The following is a 20,571-nucleotide window of genomic DNA, read 5'->3' on the forward strand; positions in this document are numbered from 1 at the left end:
GTACAAATTCTGCTATTCGCGCGGGCGCATTATTTTATAAGCGGTATAGGAAGGGACACTCACCCCGTCAGTAGCACTTCGCTCGAAGGTGTATCGGCAGATGGTCTCGTGTGAAAAAGTGTACCGATCTATTCTGTTCTCCGGCCTGTGCGAACAGTCGTGAAAACACGCGCCAAATCGAAAAACTTTTCGCGCCATTTTGAAAAAGAAAACGCGCCAAAACTTTTTCGATTTGGCGCGTGTTTCTCAGAATCTTTGGCGCCAAGTTCTCCGATTTTTCAGCCCGTAATTTCGAGAAGTATGCTCCAATGTACTGAAAGAGGTACGGATAGTAAAAAAATGATGCTCCAATCGTCATTTCTGCATAGCCGAGATGCTTGTGTCTTTGGTTCGAATGCTGCACAAATCATTCAAAAAGTAACTCATAAAAACCTGTATGCGATACGGATTCCCTACATTTGTGGCGACCAAAAGGAGAACATTCTAATGAACGAAAAAGCCTTTCAAGAGTATTATGCCACGGGCTTCAGCCATTGTTATGGCTGTGGTACGTCGAACGAACACGGACTACACGTGAAAAGTTATTGGGCGGAGGATGAGCCCGATGTAACGGTGGCACATTTCACTCCCGAGCCACACCATACGGGTGGTTTCCCCGGTTTTGTATACGGCGGGCTGATCGCCGCCATCCTCGACTGCCATGGCAATGGTACGGCTGCCGCTGCCGGCTACAGACATCAGGGGCGCTCCATGGACACAGAGCCGAATCTCAGGTATGTGACGGCCAATCTCAATCTTAATTTCCGGCGTCCCACACCGATGGGGCAGGTGCTGGAGCTTCGTGCGCGCATCGTCGAAGTAACCGATCGCAAGGTGCAGATGGACATCTCACTTGTGGCGGACGGAGAGGCGACGGTGGAGGGAACGATGCTCTCTGTCCTCCTCCCCGAAAAGAGGTGAGATTATTGCGCTTCGGATGGGGTTATTTACCCGTTTACACGGGTTCTTTTTGTATATTTGCGCACGAATCGGAAGAGGCTGATCCGTTCGTGACGAGGTTTCTGCTTTTCCCCGATTTTTCATTTAGGAGTATCATTAATACTATTTTTTCGTGCTATGGCAGATACTAAGTATATCTTCGTGACCGGCGGTGTGGTTTCCTCTCTGGGAAAAGGCATTGTGGCTGCTTCTCTCGGCAAGCTCCTTCAGGCCCGCGGATTCAATGTTGCCCTTCAAAAATTCGACCCCTATATCAATATTGACCCGGGTACGCTCAATCCGTATGAGCACGGTGAGTGCTACGTGACTGAGGACGGACACGAGGCGGATTTGGACCTCGGCCATTACGAGCGTTTCCTCAATGCACCGACTTCTCGTGCCAATAATATCACGACGGGACGCATTTACCAGAATGTAATCCGCAAGGAACGCAAAGGTGAGTATCTGGGCAAGACTGTACAGGTGGTGCCTCATATCACGGATGAGATCAAACGCAACGTTAAGCTCTTGGGGCAGAAGCAGCAGTATGACTTCGTGATCACGGAGATCGGTGGCACGGTGGGCGACATCGAGTCGCTGCCTTTCCTCGAAAGTGTGCGTCAGCTCAAGTGGGAACTCGGCCAAAATTGTCTCTGCGTGCACCTGACCTATGTGCCTTACATCGCTGCTGCCGGTGAGGTGAAGACCAAACCTACTCAGCACTCCGTGAAGCAATTGCAGGAAGTCGGCATCCAGCCGGATATCCTCGTGCTCAGAACGGAGCACAAACTCCAACCTGAAATTCTGAAGAAAGTGGCGCTCTTCTGCAACGTATCGCCCGACTCGGTGGTGCAGAGCGTGGATGTGCCTACAATATATGAGGTGCCGCTCGTGCTGCAGTCTCAGCACATGGACGAGACTGTACTCCGCAAGGTGGGTCTCAAATTGGGACCGGTACCCGAGATGCGTCAGTGGCATGATTTCTTGGAAATGAAGCACTCTGCTACAGAGACTGTGACAATAGCATTGGTGGGTAAGTATGTGGAGCTGCAGGATGCGTATAAGTCCATCGACGAATCGCTCTTGCAGGCGGCTATATATAATAGGAAGAAGCTGAATCTCATCTCTATCCACAGCGAGAAGGTGACGGATGATAACGTGACAAGCCTCCTCGGCGAAGTGGACGGTATCGTCATTGCCCCGGGTTTTGGTGCACGTGGTGTGGAAGGAAAGCTGGTCGCCCTCAAATATGCTCGTGAGAATAATATCCCCACGCTGGGTATCTGTCTGGGTATGCAGTGCATGGTGATCGAGTATGCACGCAATGTCTTGGGTTATGCCGATGCCAATACGACAGAGATCGAACCCAAGACTGAACACAAGGTCATCGACTTGATGGACGAACAGAAGACCGTTACCGATATGGGCGGCTCGATGCGTCTGGGAGCCTATGACTGTACGTTGCGCAAGGGTTCCAAACTGGCAGCTGCTTATGGTCGCGAACAGATCCGCGAACGTCACCGTCACCGCTTCGAATTCAATAGCCGCTACCGTGAAGAACTGGAGAAGGCCGGCATGCTGTGCGTGGGAGAAAATCCCGACACGGGACTGGTGGAAGCTGTGGAAGTGCCGGGTTGTCGCTGGTATGTGGGGGTGCAATTCCATCCCGAATACAATAGCACGGTGGTCAATCCCAACCCCTTGTTTATGGCTTTCATGGGAGAAGCAATCAAAACGAAAAACGAAAGCAAATAATAATACCTCTCCCTCTCCTTAGATCCGCAAACTTATGCAGCGACACGAGGTGGACGGGGAGAAATAGGGTAGGCGTGCAGATGCACTCACTGTCTTGTTGGAAAAGAATATATGGATAAGAATACAGTAATAGGATTAGTATTGATCGGTGTGGTCATCTTCGGTTTTTCATGGCTGAACCGTCCCGATCCGAAAGAAATAGAAGCACAGCGTCAGGCTGCGATAGAGGCAGTCCGACAAGATTCGATAGCTAAGGCGGAGGCCGAAGCTGTAGCTGCTCAAACTGCAGCGGCAGTGCCCGACTCTCTCAAACAGGTATCCGACTACGGACAGTACGGTCTGTTGGCTTCGGCTACTCGTGGAACTGAGGAGGTTGTGGAGCTGAAGAACAGCAAGGTGCAGTTGAAACTGAGCACGAAGGGCGGTGCCATCCAAGAGGCTTTGCTCGTAGATTATAAAACCTATGACGGCAAGCCGCTCTACCTTTTCCGCCAAGGAGAATCGGATTTCAACCTGCCTCTCCGCACAGTGGACAATAGAGCTGTGGATACGCGCGACCTCTACTTCACACCCGTCGGACGCACGGACTCTTCCGTTGTGATGCGATTGGCCGTGGACAGTGCTACTTATTTGGATTTTGCTTACACACTGTTGCGTGAAGACTATCGTGTGCGAATGACTGTGAGCGGACAGAATCTGCACGCTCTCTTCCCTGCCAATATGACGATGCAGGACATCGAATGGTCGCAACGCATCCGTCGTCAAGAGCAGTCATGGAAGTTTGAGAATCAATACACCTCTACTTATTATAAGTTCTCAGGTGATGATGTAGAGCGACTGAGCGACAGCAAGCAAGAAGATAAGAAGACGCTGGAAGAACGCCTGCATTGGGTGTCGTTCAAGGATAAGTACTTCGCTTCCGTTTTGGTGAGCGATGGCCATTTTGAGAACAATAAGTTGGCTCAGAAAACAGCCCCTGAAGGATCCGATTATATCAAAGACTGTTCTATGTCAGCTACCTTCCCGTTGGACGTGCGTCCCGGAACGAAGGCCGGATTCACTTTCTTTTTTGGTCCGCTCAAGTACAATATGCTCCGCGCCTATGACAAGGAGGTGAAGGCTGAGGACAATCTCGATCTGGATCATTTGGTGTATTTGGGTGCGAGCATCTTCCGTTGGATCAATCGTTTCATGATTATTCCTGCCTCTACGTTCCTGCAGCAGTATTTCTCCAATTGGGGTTTGATCATCTTGTTACTCACATTGGGGATCAAGTTGCTTATCTCTCCGTTGGCTTACAAGGGATATATCTCATCTGCCAAAATGCGTCTGTTGCGTCCGCAGGTACAGGAGATCAATTCCAAGTATCAGGGCAAGGATCAGGAGACCATGATGAAACGTCAGAAAGCCACCATGGATCTCTATCGGGCGGCGGGTGCAGGTCCGATGAGCGGCTGTCTGCCCATGCTATTGCAGTTCCCGTTCCTCGTGGCCATGTATATGTACTTCCCCACAACCATTGACATCCGTCAGCAAAGTTTCTTGTGGGCCAAAGATTTGTCGTCGTACGATGCCATCTTTAGTTGGACCACTCATATCCCGCTCTTGTCCGACTTCTACGGTAATCACGTAAGTCTCTTCTGTTTGCTTATGTCGATATCCAACATCCTCTACATCCGTTACACGATGAATCAGTCCGATACGGGTCAGGAGGGTATGGCGATGCTCAAATGGATGCCGTACATTACGACAGTGATGTTCCTCTTCTTCTTCAATCAGAATGCATCGGGGCTTTGCTACTATTACTTCCTTTCTTCTATCATTACGGTGATTCAGTATTTCTCCACACGATTCCTTATTAACGAGGAGAAGCTGATGCTTCAGTTGGAAGAGAATAAGAAGAAGCCACGAAAGAAGTCAAAATGGATGGCACGACTCGAAGAGGCACAACGACAACAGGAAGCGGCACGACGTCAACAACAGAAAAGAAAATAACAGCGTACAATATGGAATTGGCAACAGAGATCGAGGCTTACGGTATTGTAAGTGTGTCTGTTGCCAATTTTAGCATATAGAACAAACATACAAGATGGAACCTCTGAAGCATGAATGCGGTATTGCCATGGTGCGATTGCGCAAACCGTTGAGTTATTACCACGATAAGTATGGCACTTGGATGTACGGCCTCAATAAGCTGTACCTCTTGATGGAGAAGCAACACAACCGTGGACAGGAAGGTGCCGGTCTGGCCGTGGTGAAACTCAATAGTCGCCCGGGAGAGGAATATCTCTTCCGCGAAAGAGCACTCGGCTCGAACGCTATTTCTGAGATATTCGATGCCGTGCATAAGTCTTTCCACGCTTATTCGGCCGAACAGCTTAGTGATGCTGCATTTGCATCGTCCCAGATTCCATACGCCGGTGAGTGCTACATGGGACACCTTCGCTACAGCACCACGGGTAAGAGCGGTCTCACCTTTGTACACCCGATGATACGCCGCAGCAATTGGCGTGCCAAGTGTTTGGCTATTTGTGGTAATTTCAATCTAACTAACGTTGATGGAATTTTCCAAGAGATTACCTCTGTGGGACAGCATCCGCGCAATATGTCTGATACACATATCCTGCTGGAACAGATAGGACACCGTCTCGACCGTGAGGTGGAACGTCTGTTCTGTCTCAGTAAAGGGCAAAATCTCAAAGGAATGGACATCACACATTTCATTGAGGAGCGTATTGATCTGTCCAATGTACTGAAGACTTGTAGCGGCTTTTGGGATGGCGGATACGTTATGTGTGGCGTGACGGGAAGTGGCGAGAGCTATGCCATGCGCGATCCGTGGGGCATACGTCCGGCATTCTATTATATGGATGACGAAATCATCGTGACAGCTTCTGAGCGTCCGGTTATACAAACGGCGATGAACCTCCCGGCCGAAGCTGTTCAAGAGCTGATGCCTGGTGAAGCCATTCTCATCAATAGCAACGGAGTACCCCGCATTGAGCGGATTTTGGAGCCGAAGCAATATCAAGCATGCTCGTTTGAGCGCATTTACTTCTCCCGCGGTAGCGACCAAGACATCTATCGCGAGAGAAAGGCATTGGGCTATCTCCTTTCGGATCGGATCCTTCGTTCGATCGATTACGACATACAGCATACCATCTTTTCATTCATCCCCAATACCGCCGAGGTGGCATATTACGGTATGATTGAAGGGATCGATCACTATCTTGATGAGCGCAAGATCCGCACGATCAGGGAGAATCCCCATATGAGTGAGACGGAGCTGCGTGAAGTGTTGGCTCAGAAGGTACGCGCCGAGAAGGTAGCAATCAAAGACATCAAGCTGAGAACATTTATCACCGAGGGTAACAGCCGAAACGATTTGGCTGCACATGTATATGATATTACATACGGAACAGTGACCCCTGGTGTGGACAATCTCGTTGTAATAGACGACAGTATCGTTCGCGGGACTACGTTGCGACAGAGTATCATCGGCATCATGGACCGATTGCAGCCCAAGAAGATCGTCATTGTGTCTAGCTCCCCGCAGATTCGCTACCCGGACTATTATGGTATCGACATGCGCAAGATGCGCGAGTTCGTGGCATTCCGTGCTGCTGTTGCCCTGTTGCAGGAGCGCGGCATGGAGCATATCCTGCACGAATCCTACCAAAAAGCTCTGGAGCTACGCAAGCAAAACTTCGGCGAAGAAGTCGAGAATGTGGTCAAAGCCATCTACAAACCTTTTACAGCTGAGGAGATTTCGGATAAGATCGTTGACATTTTGAAACCCGAAGGCGTGCGTGCCAAGGTAGAAATCGTGTATCAAAGTCTGGAAGGCTTACACGAAGCGATACCCAATCATCCCGGAGATTGGTATTTTTCTGGCGATTACCCGACGCCCGGTGGCGCCCATCTGGTCAATGAGGCCTTTATCAATTATATGGAAGAAGACTTAGGCAAATAATTTCCCTGAACCGATAAGAGCATAAATGAAGATATGAGAGAGCAAAGAAAAGCGTCATTGATACTTGACGATGGTAGCCGTTTTGACGGTTATTCATTCGGCTGTGAACGCCCTGTGGCGGGAGAAGTGGTTTTCAATACGGCCATGACCGGCTATGTAGAGAGCCTGACCGACCCCAGCTACCGCGGACAAATCATGGCCATGACCTATCCCCTCGTAGGCAATTACGGTGTGCCGACTACGGCAAAGAGGTCGGATGGTATCTCACAATACATGGAGAGCGACAAGATACACATGGAAGGAATCATTGTATCCGACTACTCTCACAACTATAGTCACTGGAATGCTGTGGAGGGTTTGTCCGATTGGCTCAAGCGTGAACAGGTATTCGGTTTGACGGGTATAGACACTCGCGCTTTGGCTAAGCACCTGCGTGAGCATGGAGCGCTGAAGGGAAAAATCATTCTCGAAGGGGGGGAAGACATCGACTTCGCCGATCCCTATGCTGTCAATCAGGTGGCAGAAGCCTCTTGTCGCGAGGTGATTACCTATGGCAATGGAAACAAAAAAGTCGTTCTGGTCGATTGTGGTGTGAAGGACAACATCATTCGCTCGCTTTTGCGGGACAATGTCACGCTCTATCGCGTGCCATGGGACTACGATTTCCACCAGATTGCCTATGACGGACTATTCATCAGCAACGGCCCGGGCGACCCGAATATGTGTGACGTTACTGTTGAGCACATCCGAAAAGCGATAGCCGGCGACAAACCTATATGCGGTATCTGCATGGGCAATCAGCTCTTGGCAAAAGCTGCCGGAGCCAATATCTTCAAGCTCAAGTACGGACATCACAGCCACAACCAGCCAGTTCGTGAAGTGGGTACGAACAAATGCTACATCACCAGTCAGAACCATGGCTTCGCAGTCGATCCATCCTCTCTCGGAAGCGACTGGGAAGAACTATACATCAATCTGAATGATGGCACGAACGAAGGCATCCGCCACAAGTGCAAGCCCTTCTTCTCTGCCCAATTCCACCCCGAAGCTTGTGGAGGTCCTGTAGACACGATGTTTATTTTCGACGAATTCTTGAAAAACCTCTAAGTAAAGTAGCATACGAATATGATAGACAAGAGCAAAATAAAGAAAGTACTGCTGCTCGGTTCGGGCGCACTCAAAATAGGGGAGGCTGGTGAGTTTGACTATTCCGGCTCACAAGCGCTCAAGGCCATACGCGAGGAAGGCATCCGCACCGTGCTCGTGAATCCGAACATCGCTACCGTCCAAACATCCGAGGGCATAGCCGATGAGATCTATTTTTTGCCCGTTACCCCTTATTTCGTTGAGAAGGTAATCGAGAAGGAACGCCCAGATGGTATTCTTCTGGCCTTTGGTGGTCAGACGGCGCTCAACTGTGGTGTCGAGCTCTATCGCAGCGGAGTTTTGGAAAAGTACGGAGTGGAAGTGCTCGGTACGCCCGTCCAAGCTATCATGGACACGGAGGATCGTGAGCTTTTTGTTCGCAAGCTCGATGAGATCAATGTAAAAACCATCCAAAGTCAGGCTGTTGAGACCATAGAAGAAGCCCGTAAAGCTGCTCGCGAATTGGGTTATCCGGTGATTATCCGTGCCGCTTATGCACTGGGAGGACTCGGTAGCGGATTCTGCGACGACGAAGACGAACTCGACATCCTCTGCCAAAAGGCATTCTCTTTCAGTCCTCAGGTGCTCGTAGAGAAGAGCCTTAAGGGATGGAAAGAGGTAGAATATGAAGTAGTGCGCGACCGTTTCGACAATTGCATCACCGTATGTAATATGGAGAACTTCGACCCGCTCGGCATCCACACGGGCGAGAGTATTGTGATTGCACCCTCCCAGACCCTCACCAATAGCGAGTACCACAAGCTCCGCGAGCTGGCCATTCGCATTATTCGACACATCGGCATCGTAGGGGAGTGTAACGTACAGTACGCCCTTGACCCCGATAGTGAAGACTATCGTGTCATCGAGGTGAATGCCCGCCTCAGCCGTTCTTCGGCATTGGCATCCAAGGCTACGGGTTATCCTCTCGCTTTCGTTGCTGCCAAGTTGGGTTTGGGATACGGTCTCTTCGATCTCAAAAACTCCGTGACGCAGACCACTTCGGCTTTCTTCGAGCCGGCTCTTGACTATGTGGTTTGTAAGATACCTCGTTGGGACCTGGGTAAGTTCCACGGCGTGAGTCGTCAGTTGGGCTCTTCTATGAAGTCTGTCGGTGAAGTGATGGCCATCGGACGCACTTTCGAGGAGGCTATTCAGAAGGGATTGCGCATGATCGGTCAGGGCATGCACGGCTTTGTGGAGAACAAAGAACTCGTCATCCCCGATATTGACAAGGCCCTGAACGAACCGACGGATAGTCGCATCTTCGTGATCAGCAAGGCTTTCCGCCAAGGATATACCGTGGATAAAATCCACGAATTGACCAAGATCGACCGCTGGTTCTTGGAGAAACTCTACGGCATCGTCACCCTTGCCGAGGAAATGGAGTCCCTCGACAAACTCGAAGACCTCTCTCCCGCGCTCTTGGCCGAGGCGAAACTCCGCGGATTCTCGGACTTCCAAGTGGCCCGTGCCGTGCTGTCGCCGGATCCTACCGGCATGGAAGATGCCGCCGGACAGGTGCGTGCTCTGCGTAAGAAGCTGGGCATTGTGCCCGTTGTGAAGCGCATAGACACGCTTGCTGCCGAGTATCCTGCGCAGACCAACTACCTCTATCTCACCTATAGCGGCGACAGGCACGACATCGCCTACGCCCATGACGACCGCTCTGTCGTCGTACTCGGATCGGGAGCCTACCGTATCGGTAGCTCGGTGGAGTTCGACTGGTGTGGTGTCAATGCTTTGGATACCATCCGTAAGGAAGGCTATCGCTCCGTGATGATCAACTACAATCCGGAGACGGTGAGTACGGACTATGATGTTACCGACCGACTCTACTTCGACGAACTCACTTTCGAGCGCGTGATGGACATCTTGGAACTCGAAGATCCTCACGGTGTCATCGTCTCCACCGGCGGACAGATCCCCAACAATTTGGCTGTCCGTCTGGCAGAACAGCAGGTGCCCATCCTCGGTACTTCGGCGCAGAGCATCGACAATGCCGAGGACCGTCACAAGTTCTCTGCCATGCTCGACCGTCTTGGCATTGACCAACCCCGTTGGCGCGAGCTTTCTTCCATGGACGACATCGACGGCTTCGTTTCCGAGGTGGGCTACCCCGTCTTGGTGCGTCCCAGCTATGTGCTCTCCGGAGCTGCCATGAATGTGTGCTCCAATGACGAAGAGCTGCATCGCTTCTTGGAGTTGGCAGCCAACGTGTCCAAGCAACACCCCGTCGTAGTCAGTCAGTTTATTGAGCATGCCAAGGAGGTGGAGATGGATGCTGTGGCGCGCGACGGCGAGATCGTAGCCTATGCCATCAGCGAACACATCGAGTTCGCCGGAGTCCATTCTGGCGATGCCACCATCCAGTTCCCTGCTCAGAAATTGTATGTGGAGACGGTGCGCCGTATCAAGCGCATCAGCCGCGAGATCGCACGTGCGCTCAATATATCTGGCCCCTTCAATATCCAGTTCCTCGCCAAGGGCAATGACATCAAGGTGATCGAGTGTAACCTGCGTGCATCGCGCAGCTTCCCCTTCGTGAGCAAGGTGCTCAAGATCAACTTCATCGAGCTGGCCACACGTATCATGCTCGGCTTGCCTGTAGAGAAACCCAATAAGAGCGAGTTCGACCTCGACTATGTAGGCATCAAGGCCTCACAGTTCTCTTTCACTCGTCTGCAGAAGGCCGACCCCGTCTTAGGCGTGGATATGACCAGTACGGGCGAAGTCGGTTGTATCGCCGACGACACGGACGAAGCCGTGCTCAAGAGTATGCTTTCCGTGGGCTATCGCATTCCCAAGAAGACTGTGCTCCTCTCCACCGGCAGCTATAAGCAAAAAGTCGATATGCTTGACGCCACGACCATGTTGGCTGCCAAGGGCTACAAGATCTATGCCACCGAGGGGACGTACAACTTCCTCCGCGAGAACGGCATAGAAGCGACCAAAGTGTTCTGGCCCAGCGAGGACGGACAGCCACAAGCGCTCGAACTATTGCACAATCGGGAAGTGGAGTTGGTGGTCAATATTAATAAGAACCTGACAGCGGGTGAGCTGACCAACGGTTATAAACTGCGTCGTGCAGCCATCGATTTGAATATCCCCTTGGTGACCAATGCCCGTCTGGCTTCGGCTTTTATCACGGCATTCTGCAAGCACGATATGGACGATATTCGCATCAAGAGCTGGGCTGAGTATAAATAGTCCTCGCTCCGTTCCTTTGCACAGGGGGCCTGTCCGAACGAAAGTTCCGGACAGGTCCCTTTTCTTTTTGTCTCTTTTTGATGCTGTGAAGTTATAGTCTACAAAATAACGGGCTGAAAATCGAGAAAATATGGTGCCAAAAGACCAATGGAACTTGCGTAGAAAGTTTTTTGATTTGGCGCCATTTTCTTTCATAAATGGCGCCAAAATAATTTTGAAATGGCGTGACTTTTTTCGGCTATTTGTGCAGCATGAAATTCATAATACATACGTGAGTTCAACCTAACTCCATGCGCTAAGTTCGAACACACGTAAGGATTATTATGCATCGCTCCCGAGGAATGTGTTGTGAGCATCGTTTGTGTGCGGATAATCCCTATTTTTGTAATCGACTTTAGGTATTCGTTATCGAGTGTGTATGTGGACTAAAAGCTATAGGCTCTTTCCGTTTTTGTGGGTGTTGCTGCTCTTTGTAGTTGTCTGGCCTGTAGATGCCCAGCGTAATCATTCGTTCACTGTCGTCATCGATGCCGGCCACGGCGGGCATGATGCAGGCACGGTGGCCAATGGTTTGCGCGAGAAGGATGTCAATCTGGCTGTGGCCTTGCGTGTGGGACGTCTGATCAAAAGCCGTCATCCCGATGTGAAGGTGCTCTATACACGCGATAAGGACAACTTCGTCACGCTTATGGGGCGCGCAGAGTTTGCCAATAAGAACAATGCCGATCTATTTATCAGCATCCACGCCAACTCACAGGAGCGCGGTTCGGGTGCCTATGGTACCGAGACTTTCGTCATGGGACGGGAGCGCAACAATAAGAATATGGCTGTCGTGCAGCGAGAAAACTCCGTTATCTTGATGGAGAAGGACTACAAGACCGTTTACAAAGGCTTCGATCCCCGCTCGACAGAGAGCTATATCATGTTCGAACTGATCCAAAATGTGCATCAAGACCAGAGTATTCGTCTGGCACAGCAGATTCAGAAGAGATTTGTCTCCAAAGGACGTCACGACCGAGGTGTCAAGCTGGGTAATCTGGCCGTGCTCGTCTTTTCTGCCATGCCGAGTGTCTTGGTTGAGCTGGGTTTCGTCAGCAATCCTGCTGAGGCGCAGTATCTCAAGAGTGAAGCCGGTCGTGACGAGCTGGCATCGGCCATTGCCCAAGGCTTTACGCGCTATAAGGAGGACTACGACCGACGTTCGGGCAGGACTCCTGTGCCGCGGCCTGCAGAGGATGATAATAGTGCATCTGAAACAACACCTGACGTTAGTGCTCAGGAGGATACGGCGGCTACAGCCGAGCAGCCCGAACGTGTAACTCCCCAAACGAACACTGCCAAACCTGCGGCCAAGCCCCAGACGCGTACCTCTCGTGCCGCCAAGATTACCTATAAGATTCAGATATTTACCTCCAAGACCAAGCTGAAAGCCGGAGACAAACAGTTGAAAGGCTATAAGGTGACCACCGAACAGCGAGGCAAGCGATTTGCCTATCTGACTGGTTCCGCATCGAGCGAGGCGGAGGCTCGTAAGCTGCAACGCAAGGTGCGCAAGCATTTCCCCGATGCCTTCATCGTGGTCTATGAAGGGGGCAAACGCACCAGAGAGATATATTGACTCTAAAGTGGAATATGATAATAACATAGAGATATGAGAATAAGCAAATCGGTTAAGATCGGGGCCTTGGCTCTTATCGCTCTTTTCCTTCTGTACTTCGGTCTGAATTACCTGAAGGGGTTCAATATCTTCAAGAATGAGAATCTCTATTATGTCCGATTCTCAGAGGTAAAGAACGTCAATGTGGCCAGTCCCGTGTTCGTCCAGGGGTACAAAGTAGGTGTGGTGAAGTCGCTCGATTTCGACTACGTCAGCGGTAATTCCACCATTGTTTGCATTGACCTGGATAAGAACTTTCGTATGCCTAAGGGCAGTATGCTAGCCATCCATCAGACGGCTCTGAGTGGTGCCGAACTTCGGATCATACAGGGTGATATTCGGAAAGGCTATCTCTCCCCCGGAGATACAATTCGGGCCGACATGAATGGGGATGATATTATGTCTATGGCGACCAACAAAGTCATGCCTGCCGTAGTCGATATGATGCCGAAGATTGATTCTGCCGTCATAGGTCTGTCTGCTCTGATCAATGATCCCAACTTGCTTGTCATACTGGAGAATCTGGCGGCTTCGACGCGAAACCTCAATGCGTTGACTGCTTCTCTGAATCAGTCCGTCAGCAAGCAGCTGCCGGTTGTACTCGCCAATGCGCGTACGATCACGGATAATGTCGTGGAGGTGTCGGACGAATTGAAGAAAGTGAAATTGGAATCCTTGGTGACCGAGCTGCAGGCCACGACTGAGAATCTGAGAGTATTCACCAATCAGATACGAAATGCCGACGGATCGCTCGGGATGTTGCTGAATGACAAGTCCCTCTATCTGCGACTGGACAGCCTGGCAGCAAGCACCGATGCTCTCGTGCGCGACCTCAAGGCCAATCCGAAGCGATACGTACGCTTCTCAGTATTCTGATCGAAGCTGTGTCATTATCGACACAGCTCCATATAAGCATATCAGTATGACGAAACGAATTTCCGCCCTCTTGCTCTTCTCGCTCCTTCTGATGCTGTCAACAGCTTGCCATCAGGATCGGAAACAGGAGGTGCAGCAGTTGCTCTCGGCGATGCGTAAGGCCTACGAAGCGGCAGACTATTCCGGTGTGCGTCTTCTGGCCGACAGTCTCCACAATCATTATGCCACTGACACTGTGGCACGCCGCGAGGCGTTGACGCTGAGCCGCGAGGCGGAGTGCAAAGAGGCAGAACGCAATATGCAGTATGCGGATAGCATGCTGCGGATCGTATCGGCACGTATCGACAGCTTGGCTCCTTCATTCAAGAAAAATACGCCGACGGAGTCCGGAGAGTTTGAGTATTTTCTGGCGGGCTTCGGGCCTGCTCCGACCGAAGAGCGCACGCGCCTGCGCTGTGGAGCGGACACGCTCGGACAGCTCCATGTCCTGAGTGTTTATGTGGGTAGCAAGTCCATCCTGCACACAGCTCTGAGGCTTTCAGACGCTCAGACTAAGTCCTCCATACAAACGGCCGATGTCCCTTTCGACGGAGCACTCAACTACCGTTTTGCTGACCTCGGACTGAACTACGAACTGGTGACTTATCCACAAGAGGAAACAGCCAAGCTGGCAGACTTCTTCATGCAGGCCGATTCGGAAGGCCATGCCCTTCGTGCAGAGCTTTTGTCGAAGGGAAAAGTCGTTCATTCGTTCCCGATCTCGCGTGCCGATGTCAAGGCGCTCTCGTCCACAGCCCGTATCAGACAGCTCTTCGACTCCCGCCAGACGTTTCGTCACGAGAGAGCCAAAGCCCAAAAGCGCATCACTTATTTGAAAGAGAAGCTCGATGCATCTGTTCGTTAGAGACTCTTTTATTTTTCCCATTCACTCTTCACCGATATCATGACAGGAGCCCCTACGATTCGTTTTGTCAGTTTATTGCGACAGAATATAAATGTCGCTTTTCTCATTGTGGGCATAATCCTCCTATCTCTTTTATATCCTCTGGTAAAAGACTGGCAGGTGTACGAACCGAAGCAGGCTACTCCTCCTTTCTTTATATGGGTGTATGTCATAGTTATGGGAGGGATGTTTCTTGTTACAGAGGTGAAAGATATTGTTCGGGCTGATGTGAATACACCATGCAAACTAATGCTCCTGTTGTTCATCTTTACCGCGATAAGTCAGCTGTTGAGCGTTGCCATCGGAGTGACCTGGTTTTTTTGTGCCACTGCATACGCTTATGCTATTATTCGTAGGAAGTTCTACTTGCCGGTCGGAACTCTCGTTTTGCTACTGGCTTATTATCTCTTCCAGGTGACGGGTCTTATAGGCTCTGTCGAGATGAAGGATGGCCTGCACACGCTCAAGCAGCAGCTACCATTGTTGGCCTTGCCATTGGCTTTTTGTTGCTGGCGTCCCTCCAGTAGTGAGTGGCGTGTTTTTCTTGCCGTCTCTTATCGTTTTGTGTTGGTGTACTTGTCCTGCATTATTCTGATGTGCATACTTCTGACGCAATACTACGACCAATCTGTTTTGTCGGCTTTCTCGTTTGACAAGTTCTACCTAAAGACTCCTTACCCTACGTTGGCTTCGAGTTTCAGTATGCTTTATTGGACGCATTTTACCCATCCCACCTATATCTTTTTGGGTATATATGCCATCTTCATTGCAGTTGCCATACGTCAGTATTTTTATAGAGAGCAAGTGATCTCTACGGTGGAAGCGATATATGGTCTGGTGACGCTCTCCTGTTTCGCCTTTATCGCGCAGAGTCGCTTGGCTATGCTTCTTATTCCTCTGACGGTTATGATCTTTTTCCTTTTGCGCTCCTTTCTGCTCAGAAGAAAGAAGAGATTGTTTTTGGTGCTCTTTGTGATTCTTGTGGGTGGAGGGATCGTGAATAGCCTTCTGTCCCATCGTTTCTTTTCTTACGGAGAGCGGATGCAGATGCGAGAAGTCGCTATGCAAGTGATCCAATCTCATCCACTCACCGGAGTACGTTTGGGTAGTATGGACAATATATTGCAGGCTTGGATCGAAACCGACGTTCAACTGAAACATCCACATAATCAGTTCTTGGCCGATGGTATGCAGTTTGGCATCATAGGCATCATCTTTTTGGTTTTGTTCATGGTGGGGCTGATTTACTTTGCTTATCGTGAGAAGCGGTATGTGTTTCTCCTTTTTCTGCTTACCACCCTCCTGACTATGACCATAGAATCGCCTCTTGTCTTTGTCCGAGGAGTCTATTTGCTCGCTTTTTGGTTCTCGACCTTTGCCGTTATGCCTATTCGGAAGGATGATTTAGTGCTAAAGAAATATTCAAAAACCTCTTAATGCGCTCTGGAAGCGTCCGCGAGGTTTATCAATGGGAGTCAAGTGATGAAGAAGCAGAAGCCGGGGAAGTTGTACTATTCGATCAGTGAGGTGGCGCGTATGTTCGGCGTGCCTGACTCTACTTTGCGCTTCTGGGAGAAGGAGTTTCCGGCGCTGAAGCCGCGTACTTCTCCCGGTGGTACGCGTCGCTATACGGCCAAAGACATTGAGACGGTGCGCCTCATTCATCACCTCACCAAAGAGAAAGGTCTGACGCTCTCGGGAGCCAAACAGGCTCTTTCCAATGATTATGACGGCACTACCCGCCGTGAAGAAGTCATCAACCGACTGAAAGAAATCCGCCAAGAACTCTGTGACATCCGCGATGCCATAGATAAGTGGGAGCGGAAGAATCTTTATTAAAGGTAGAGCTGACACTATGGACGCTGCATTCGACTTGCTGCTACAAGCTTGGAAGATAAGTGGCCTTGCCGTCGGCATGAACGACGAAGAGCTCATACGCTTACTTGACGACTGCCGATACAAGGTCGAACGACTCTCTACAGATGAATTATATGCCATCGGAGGGGACAAGCTCCATGACCTGCGCATCGTAGGTAGTGGCGAGATTCGGGCCGAGATGGTGGGGGCTTCTGGAAAGCAAATACTGATGGATACGTTAGGCCCCGGGCGTATATTGGCTCCGGCTCTGCTCTTTGCTTCGGAGAATCATCTGCCCGTTACGCTATTGGCTAATGAAGTGAGTCTGATCTTCCGAATCGGTAAGGAGGAATTCAAAGCGATGATGCACCGGCATCCGGAGCTGATGGTCAATTTCATCGGGATGATCTCTGATACCAGTACTTTCTTGATGAAGAAAATCCATCAACTCAGTTTGCGCAGTCTCCAAGGACGCATTGGTGATTATCTGATGCAACTCTCTCGCAACAGCTCGAGTAGCCAGATCCACATAGAGTCGTCGTGGAAAGATCTGGCCGACCGCTTCGGTGTGAACAGACAGTCATTGGCGCGGAGTCTCTCTCAGCTCGAAGAGGAGGGATTGATTCGAGTCACAGGTAAACGTATAGCAATACTCCAACCTCACCGACTGGCGAGATTGGAGTAGTCAGAGAGGGTCTCTATTGGTTCTTACTTTAGGCTATCAGCGTCTTGATGTCCTCTTCCACAGTGCCGATGCCAGCGATGCCGAAGTTGTCAATCAGAACTTTGGCCACATTGGGTGAGAGGAAAGCCGGTAGGGTGGGCCCTACGTGGATGTTTTTGATGCCGAGACTCAGCAACGCCAACAAGACGATAACGGCTTTCTGCTCATACCAAGCTATGTTGTAAACGATAGGTAGCTTGTTGATGTCGTCCAATCCCATTACTTCTTTCAGCTTCAGCGCTATCACGGCCAGCGAATAGCTGTCGTTGCATTGTCCGGCGTCGAGGACGCGGGGGATGCCGCCTATATCACCGAGCGGGAGCTTGTTGTAGCGGAACTTGGCACATCCCGACGTGAGGATGACCGTGTCTGAAGGCAGTGCCTCGGCAAACTCCGTGAAGTAGCTTCTTCCCTTCTGACGACCGTCGCATCCGCTCATGACCACGAATTTGCGGATGGCTCCACTGCTCACGGCCTCTACTACTTTGTCCGCCATGCTGAGCACCTGATGATGGGCAAAACCGCCGATGATGCTGCCGCTTTCGATGGCTGTGGGCGGTTGGCAGGTTTTGGCCATGGCGATGATTTCGCTGAAATCCTTATGTCCCGCTGCATCACTTTCGATGTATTTGAAGCCCGGATATCCGGCTGCATTGGTCGTGTACACCCGATCTCTATAGCTTGCTCCCGCTGTGGGTGGTACGATGCAGTTGGTGGTGAATAGGATGGGGCCGTTGAATGTCTCGAATTCCTCGCGTTGTTTCCACCAAGCATTGCCATAGTTGCCTATGAAATGCTTGTATTTTTTGAACTTCGGGTAGTAATTGGCCGGTAGCATCTCGCTATGCGTATAGACGTCTATACCGGTACCTTCGGTTTGTTCGAGGAGCATCTCCATATCTTTCAGGTCGTGACCGCTGATGAGGATGCCCGGACGATTGCCCACGCCGATGTTTACTTCCGTAATTTCGGGATGTCCGAAGCTCTCGGTATTGGCTTTGTCGAGGAGTGCCATCACTTTGACACCGAAGGATCCTGTCTCCAATACCAGAGCTGTGAGTTCGTCAGCCGATAGAAGCCCCATTGTGACGTCGTGGAGAGCGCGCTCGACAAAGGCGTTGATCTCGTCGTCTTCATAACCCAGACGACCGGCGTGTTCGGCATAAGCGGCCAAGCCTTTGAGCCCGTAGATGGTAAGTTCTTTGAGTGAGCGCAGATCTTCGTTGGTCTCTCGGAGGATGCCCACACCGAGCGCCAATCGGTCATATTCTTCGGGGCTGCCTTGCATCGTCACGGCTTCGTTCGCAGGGAGTTGCACGCCTTGCGCTGTGGCTTCCTGCAACAGGCGCGCTTTGAGGGCGAAGGTGTTGTCCACTCGTTTGGCAATGGAGGTATAGTCGAAGTTGGCATTCGTAATTGTGGCAAAGAGCGACTCCATGATAGTCTTGTCGGCCGTGCGGTAGTCGGCCGCAACTCCTGCACGTCGCATGGCGGTGGTGATGATGGCAATGCCCTTGAGATTGAATATGAGCAAATCCATCAGATTGGCGGTGCTGTAGTCCTTGCCGCAGACCCCTTTGAGCAAGCATCCTTTGTTGCCCGCTGTTTCTTGACATTGATAGCAAAACATTTTCTGTTCCATTTGTTCTGTCTCCTTTTTTGCGTTAATCGATCATTGATTTGTTTCTGATGCAAAGGTAGAGACGCCCGTCTGCTCCAAATGTCGCATAGGCGACACGGCGATTTTGCGGTTGCATGATTCGGGAGGATAAATGGCCCTTCTTGCCGGAGGCTCCATAGGCTTATAAAAAATCTACTAGTAGTTTTCACGCGAACTACTAGTGGTTTTCGGAGAATCTACTAGTAGATTTGTCGGGAGTCAGACGTGGAACTATCAGAGGAAAGGGCATAGAGAGAATGAGAGGTAAGTAAATCGAAATGAGATGGATTTGCAGTGTATTAGTCCATTCTTTGAATGGTAACGAAGAGGTAGGAGAAGGTAACTGACGGAAGGCTATTCGGTAACTCATCTTTCTGTCATTGCGGTGCTGATGCTTTGTGTTACAATGTTTTGCGTAGCGAAGAACGCTTCGGTAACGGGTAACTTTGCCCATAAAAAGAAGCGTATGCAAATAGACAAAATGAAGGTGTTGCTCTACCTGAAAAAGAGCGGATTGGACAAGTCGGGACAGGCTCCGATTATGGGGCGGATAACTTACGGGCGAACCATCGCCCAATTCAGTTGTAAACTGTCGTGCGACCCCAAGTTGTGGAATGCTCGTGAGAGCAGACTGAACGGCAAGAGCCGTGAAGCGGTGGTAACGAATGGCAAGTTGGAACGCTTGCTTCTCTCGGTACAGTCGGCTTATCGACTCCTTTGCGAGCGAGGAGCGGTCTTTACGGCAACAGACATCAAGGAGCAGTTTCAAGGCAGTATGCAGAGCCAGACAACCTTCTTGGAGCGATACGATCGAATGGTCGAAGAGTTGGAGCAAAAGGTGGGCATCGAAATAAAGGCTACGACTATGAGAGGTTACTATACTATCCGTAAGCATCTGCAAGTCTTTATTGGTGAGAAGTACCACACGGCAGACATTCCTTTCGGACAGATAGAAGAAGATTTCTTGGAAAGTCTTCAACGCTACTCTATTGGAGTATTAGGACATTCGCAAGCCTATTATCGTAAGATGACATTGATGGTAAAGAAAGTCTGCCGTTTGGCGTATCGTGAAGGCTTGACAGAGCGACAACTATTTGCGCACGTGGAGATAGAGCGAGGAGAGAACAAACAACCTCGTGCTTTGGATAGGACTTCGTTGGATAAGTTGCTGGGATTGACCTTTGAGCCGTATGAGGTGGAGTTGGAGACCGCTCGCAATCTCTTTCTCTTCTCCTGTTATACGGGTGTTGCCTATTGCGATATGGTTGCCCTTAATCGGGAACACCTCTTTACGGATGATGAGGGAGCTTTGTGGTTGAAGTTCCGCAGACAGAAGACCAATACCCTTTGCCGTGTGAAGCTCCTATCCGAAGCGGTGCGTTTGATCGAGCGGTATCAATCGGGTGAACGCAACACTCTTTTTGCTTCCATAGCCTATTCGGCTTACCTCGTCCAACTCAAAGCTCTGCAACTTCGGGCAGGTATCTCCATTCCCCTTTCGGCACACGTTGGTCGCCACACTTTTGCTACCTTGATTACCTTGGAACGTGGTGTTTCCATTGAAACGGTCAGCCGAATGTTGGGACATAGCAATATCCAAACGACCGAACGGTACGCCCACGTTACCCCGAAGAAACTCTTCGATGAGTTCGAGCGGTTTCTCTCTTTCACTGAAAATCTAACCTTAACCCTATAAGAGCTATGCGCAGTACATTCAAAATCCTATTCTATATCAATAAGAACAAGACCAAAACGGACGGCACAACGGCAATCCTTTGTCGTATTACGATTGATG

Annotated in this window: 14 protein-coding genes; 13 read left to right on the forward strand and 1 reads right to left on the reverse strand. The window is 50.5% G+C overall.

The window, feature by feature from the left end; all coding sequences use genetic code 11:
* The first annotated feature begins 486 nt into the window (after window positions 1-486).
* The 12 genes from C7382_RS03405 to hcpR all read left to right on the forward strand — a co-directional run bounded on the left by C7382_RS03405 (window position 487) and on the right by hcpR (window position 17,077).
* Complete coding sequence (locus C7382_RS03405) at window positions 487-960, forward strand: PaaI family thioesterase (protein ID WP_116678911.1); 474 nt, start codon at window positions 487-489, stop codon at window positions 958-960.
* A 156-nt stretch (window positions 961-1,116) separates the two neighbouring features.
* Complete coding sequence (locus tag C7382_RS03410) at window positions 1,117-2,733, forward strand: CTP synthase (RefSeq protein ID WP_116678912.1); 1,617 nt, start codon at window positions 1,117-1,119, stop codon at window positions 2,731-2,733.
* A 111-nt stretch (window positions 2,734-2,844) separates the two neighbouring features.
* Window positions 2,845-4,728 carry a membrane protein insertase YidC gene (gene yidC, locus C7382_RS03415; RefSeq protein ID WP_116678913.1) on the forward strand — a complete coding sequence of 628 codons (1,884 nt, stop codon included), beginning with the start codon at window positions 2,845-2,847 and terminating at the stop codon, window positions 4,726-4,728.
* A 94-nt stretch (window positions 4,729-4,822) separates the two neighbouring features.
* The gene (locus C7382_RS03420) at window positions 4,823-6,706 is read left to right on the forward strand and encodes an amidophosphoribosyltransferase (RefSeq protein WP_116678914.1); all 1,884 of its coding nucleotides are present in this window, start codon (window positions 4,823-4,825) and stop codon (window positions 6,704-6,706) included.
* 33 nt (window positions 6,707-6,739) lie between these two features.
* Window positions 6,740-7,813, forward strand: a complete 1,074-nt coding sequence (carA, locus tag C7382_RS03425; RefSeq protein ID WP_116678915.1) for a glutamine-hydrolyzing carbamoyl-phosphate synthase small subunit — start codon at window positions 6,740-6,742, stop codon at window positions 7,811-7,813.
* Between the two features lie 18 nt (window positions 7,814-7,831).
* Window positions 7,832-11,059 (forward strand): carbamoyl-phosphate synthase (glutamine-hydrolyzing) large subunit, encoded by a 3,228-nt coding sequence (gene carB / locus C7382_RS03430; RefSeq protein WP_116678916.1) that lies wholly within the window; start codon window positions 7,832-7,834, stop codon window positions 11,057-11,059.
* Window positions 11,060-11,477: 418 nt separating this feature from the next.
* Window positions 11,478-12,677, forward strand: coding sequence for an N-acetylmuramoyl-L-alanine amidase (locus tag C7382_RS03435; protein ID WP_116678917.1), 1,200 nt, complete (start codon window positions 11,478-11,480; stop codon window positions 12,675-12,677).
* A 33-nt stretch (window positions 12,678-12,710) separates the two neighbouring features.
* On the forward strand, window positions 12,711-13,592 hold the full coding sequence (locus tag C7382_RS03440) for an MlaD family protein (RefSeq protein WP_116678918.1): 882 nt from the start codon (window positions 12,711-12,713) through the stop codon (window positions 13,590-13,592).
* Between the two features lie 46 nt (window positions 13,593-13,638).
* The gene (locus C7382_RS03445; protein WP_116678919.1) at window positions 13,639-14,496 is read left to right on the forward strand and encodes a hypothetical protein; all 858 of its coding nucleotides are present in this window, start codon (window positions 13,639-13,641) and stop codon (window positions 14,494-14,496) included.
* Between the two features lie 39 nt (window positions 14,497-14,535).
* The gene (locus C7382_RS03450) at window positions 14,536-15,972 is read left to right on the forward strand and encodes an O-antigen ligase family protein (protein ID WP_116678920.1); all 1,437 of its coding nucleotides are present in this window, start codon (window positions 14,536-14,538) and stop codon (window positions 15,970-15,972) included.
* Between the two features lie 45 nt (window positions 15,973-16,017).
* Entirely contained in the window at window positions 16,018-16,374 is a 357-nt protein-coding gene (locus C7382_RS03455) for a MerR family transcriptional regulator (RefSeq protein WP_116678921.1), read from the forward strand.
* Between the two features lie 16 nt (window positions 16,375-16,390).
* Window positions 16,391-17,077, forward strand: a complete 687-nt coding sequence (hcpR, locus tag C7382_RS03460) for a nitrosative stress-sensing transcriptional regulator HcpR (RefSeq protein WP_116678922.1) — start codon at window positions 16,391-16,393, stop codon at window positions 17,075-17,077.
* A 28-nt stretch (window positions 17,078-17,105) separates the two neighbouring features.
* On the opposite strand, the gene hcp is transcribed toward hcpR, so the two are convergent.
* Entirely contained in the window at window positions 17,106-18,758 is a 1,653-nt protein-coding gene (hcp, locus tag C7382_RS03465; protein ID WP_116678923.1) for a hydroxylamine reductase, read from the reverse strand.
* A gap of 484 nt (window positions 18,759-19,242) precedes the next feature.
* Here hcp and C7382_RS03470 point away from each other — a divergent pair, with 484 nt between their 5' ends.
* The gene (locus C7382_RS03470) at window positions 19,243-20,472 is read left to right on the forward strand and encodes a site-specific integrase (RefSeq protein WP_116678924.1); all 1,230 of its coding nucleotides are present in this window, start codon (window positions 19,243-19,245) and stop codon (window positions 20,470-20,472) included.
* Window positions 20,473-20,571 lie beyond the last annotated feature (99 nt).

The sequence above is a fragment of the Porphyromonas loveana genome (assembly GCF_003096695.1).
In the GTDB taxonomy this organism is placed as follows: Bacteria; Bacteroidota; Bacteroidia; order Bacteroidales; family Porphyromonadaceae; genus Porphyromonas; species Porphyromonas loveana.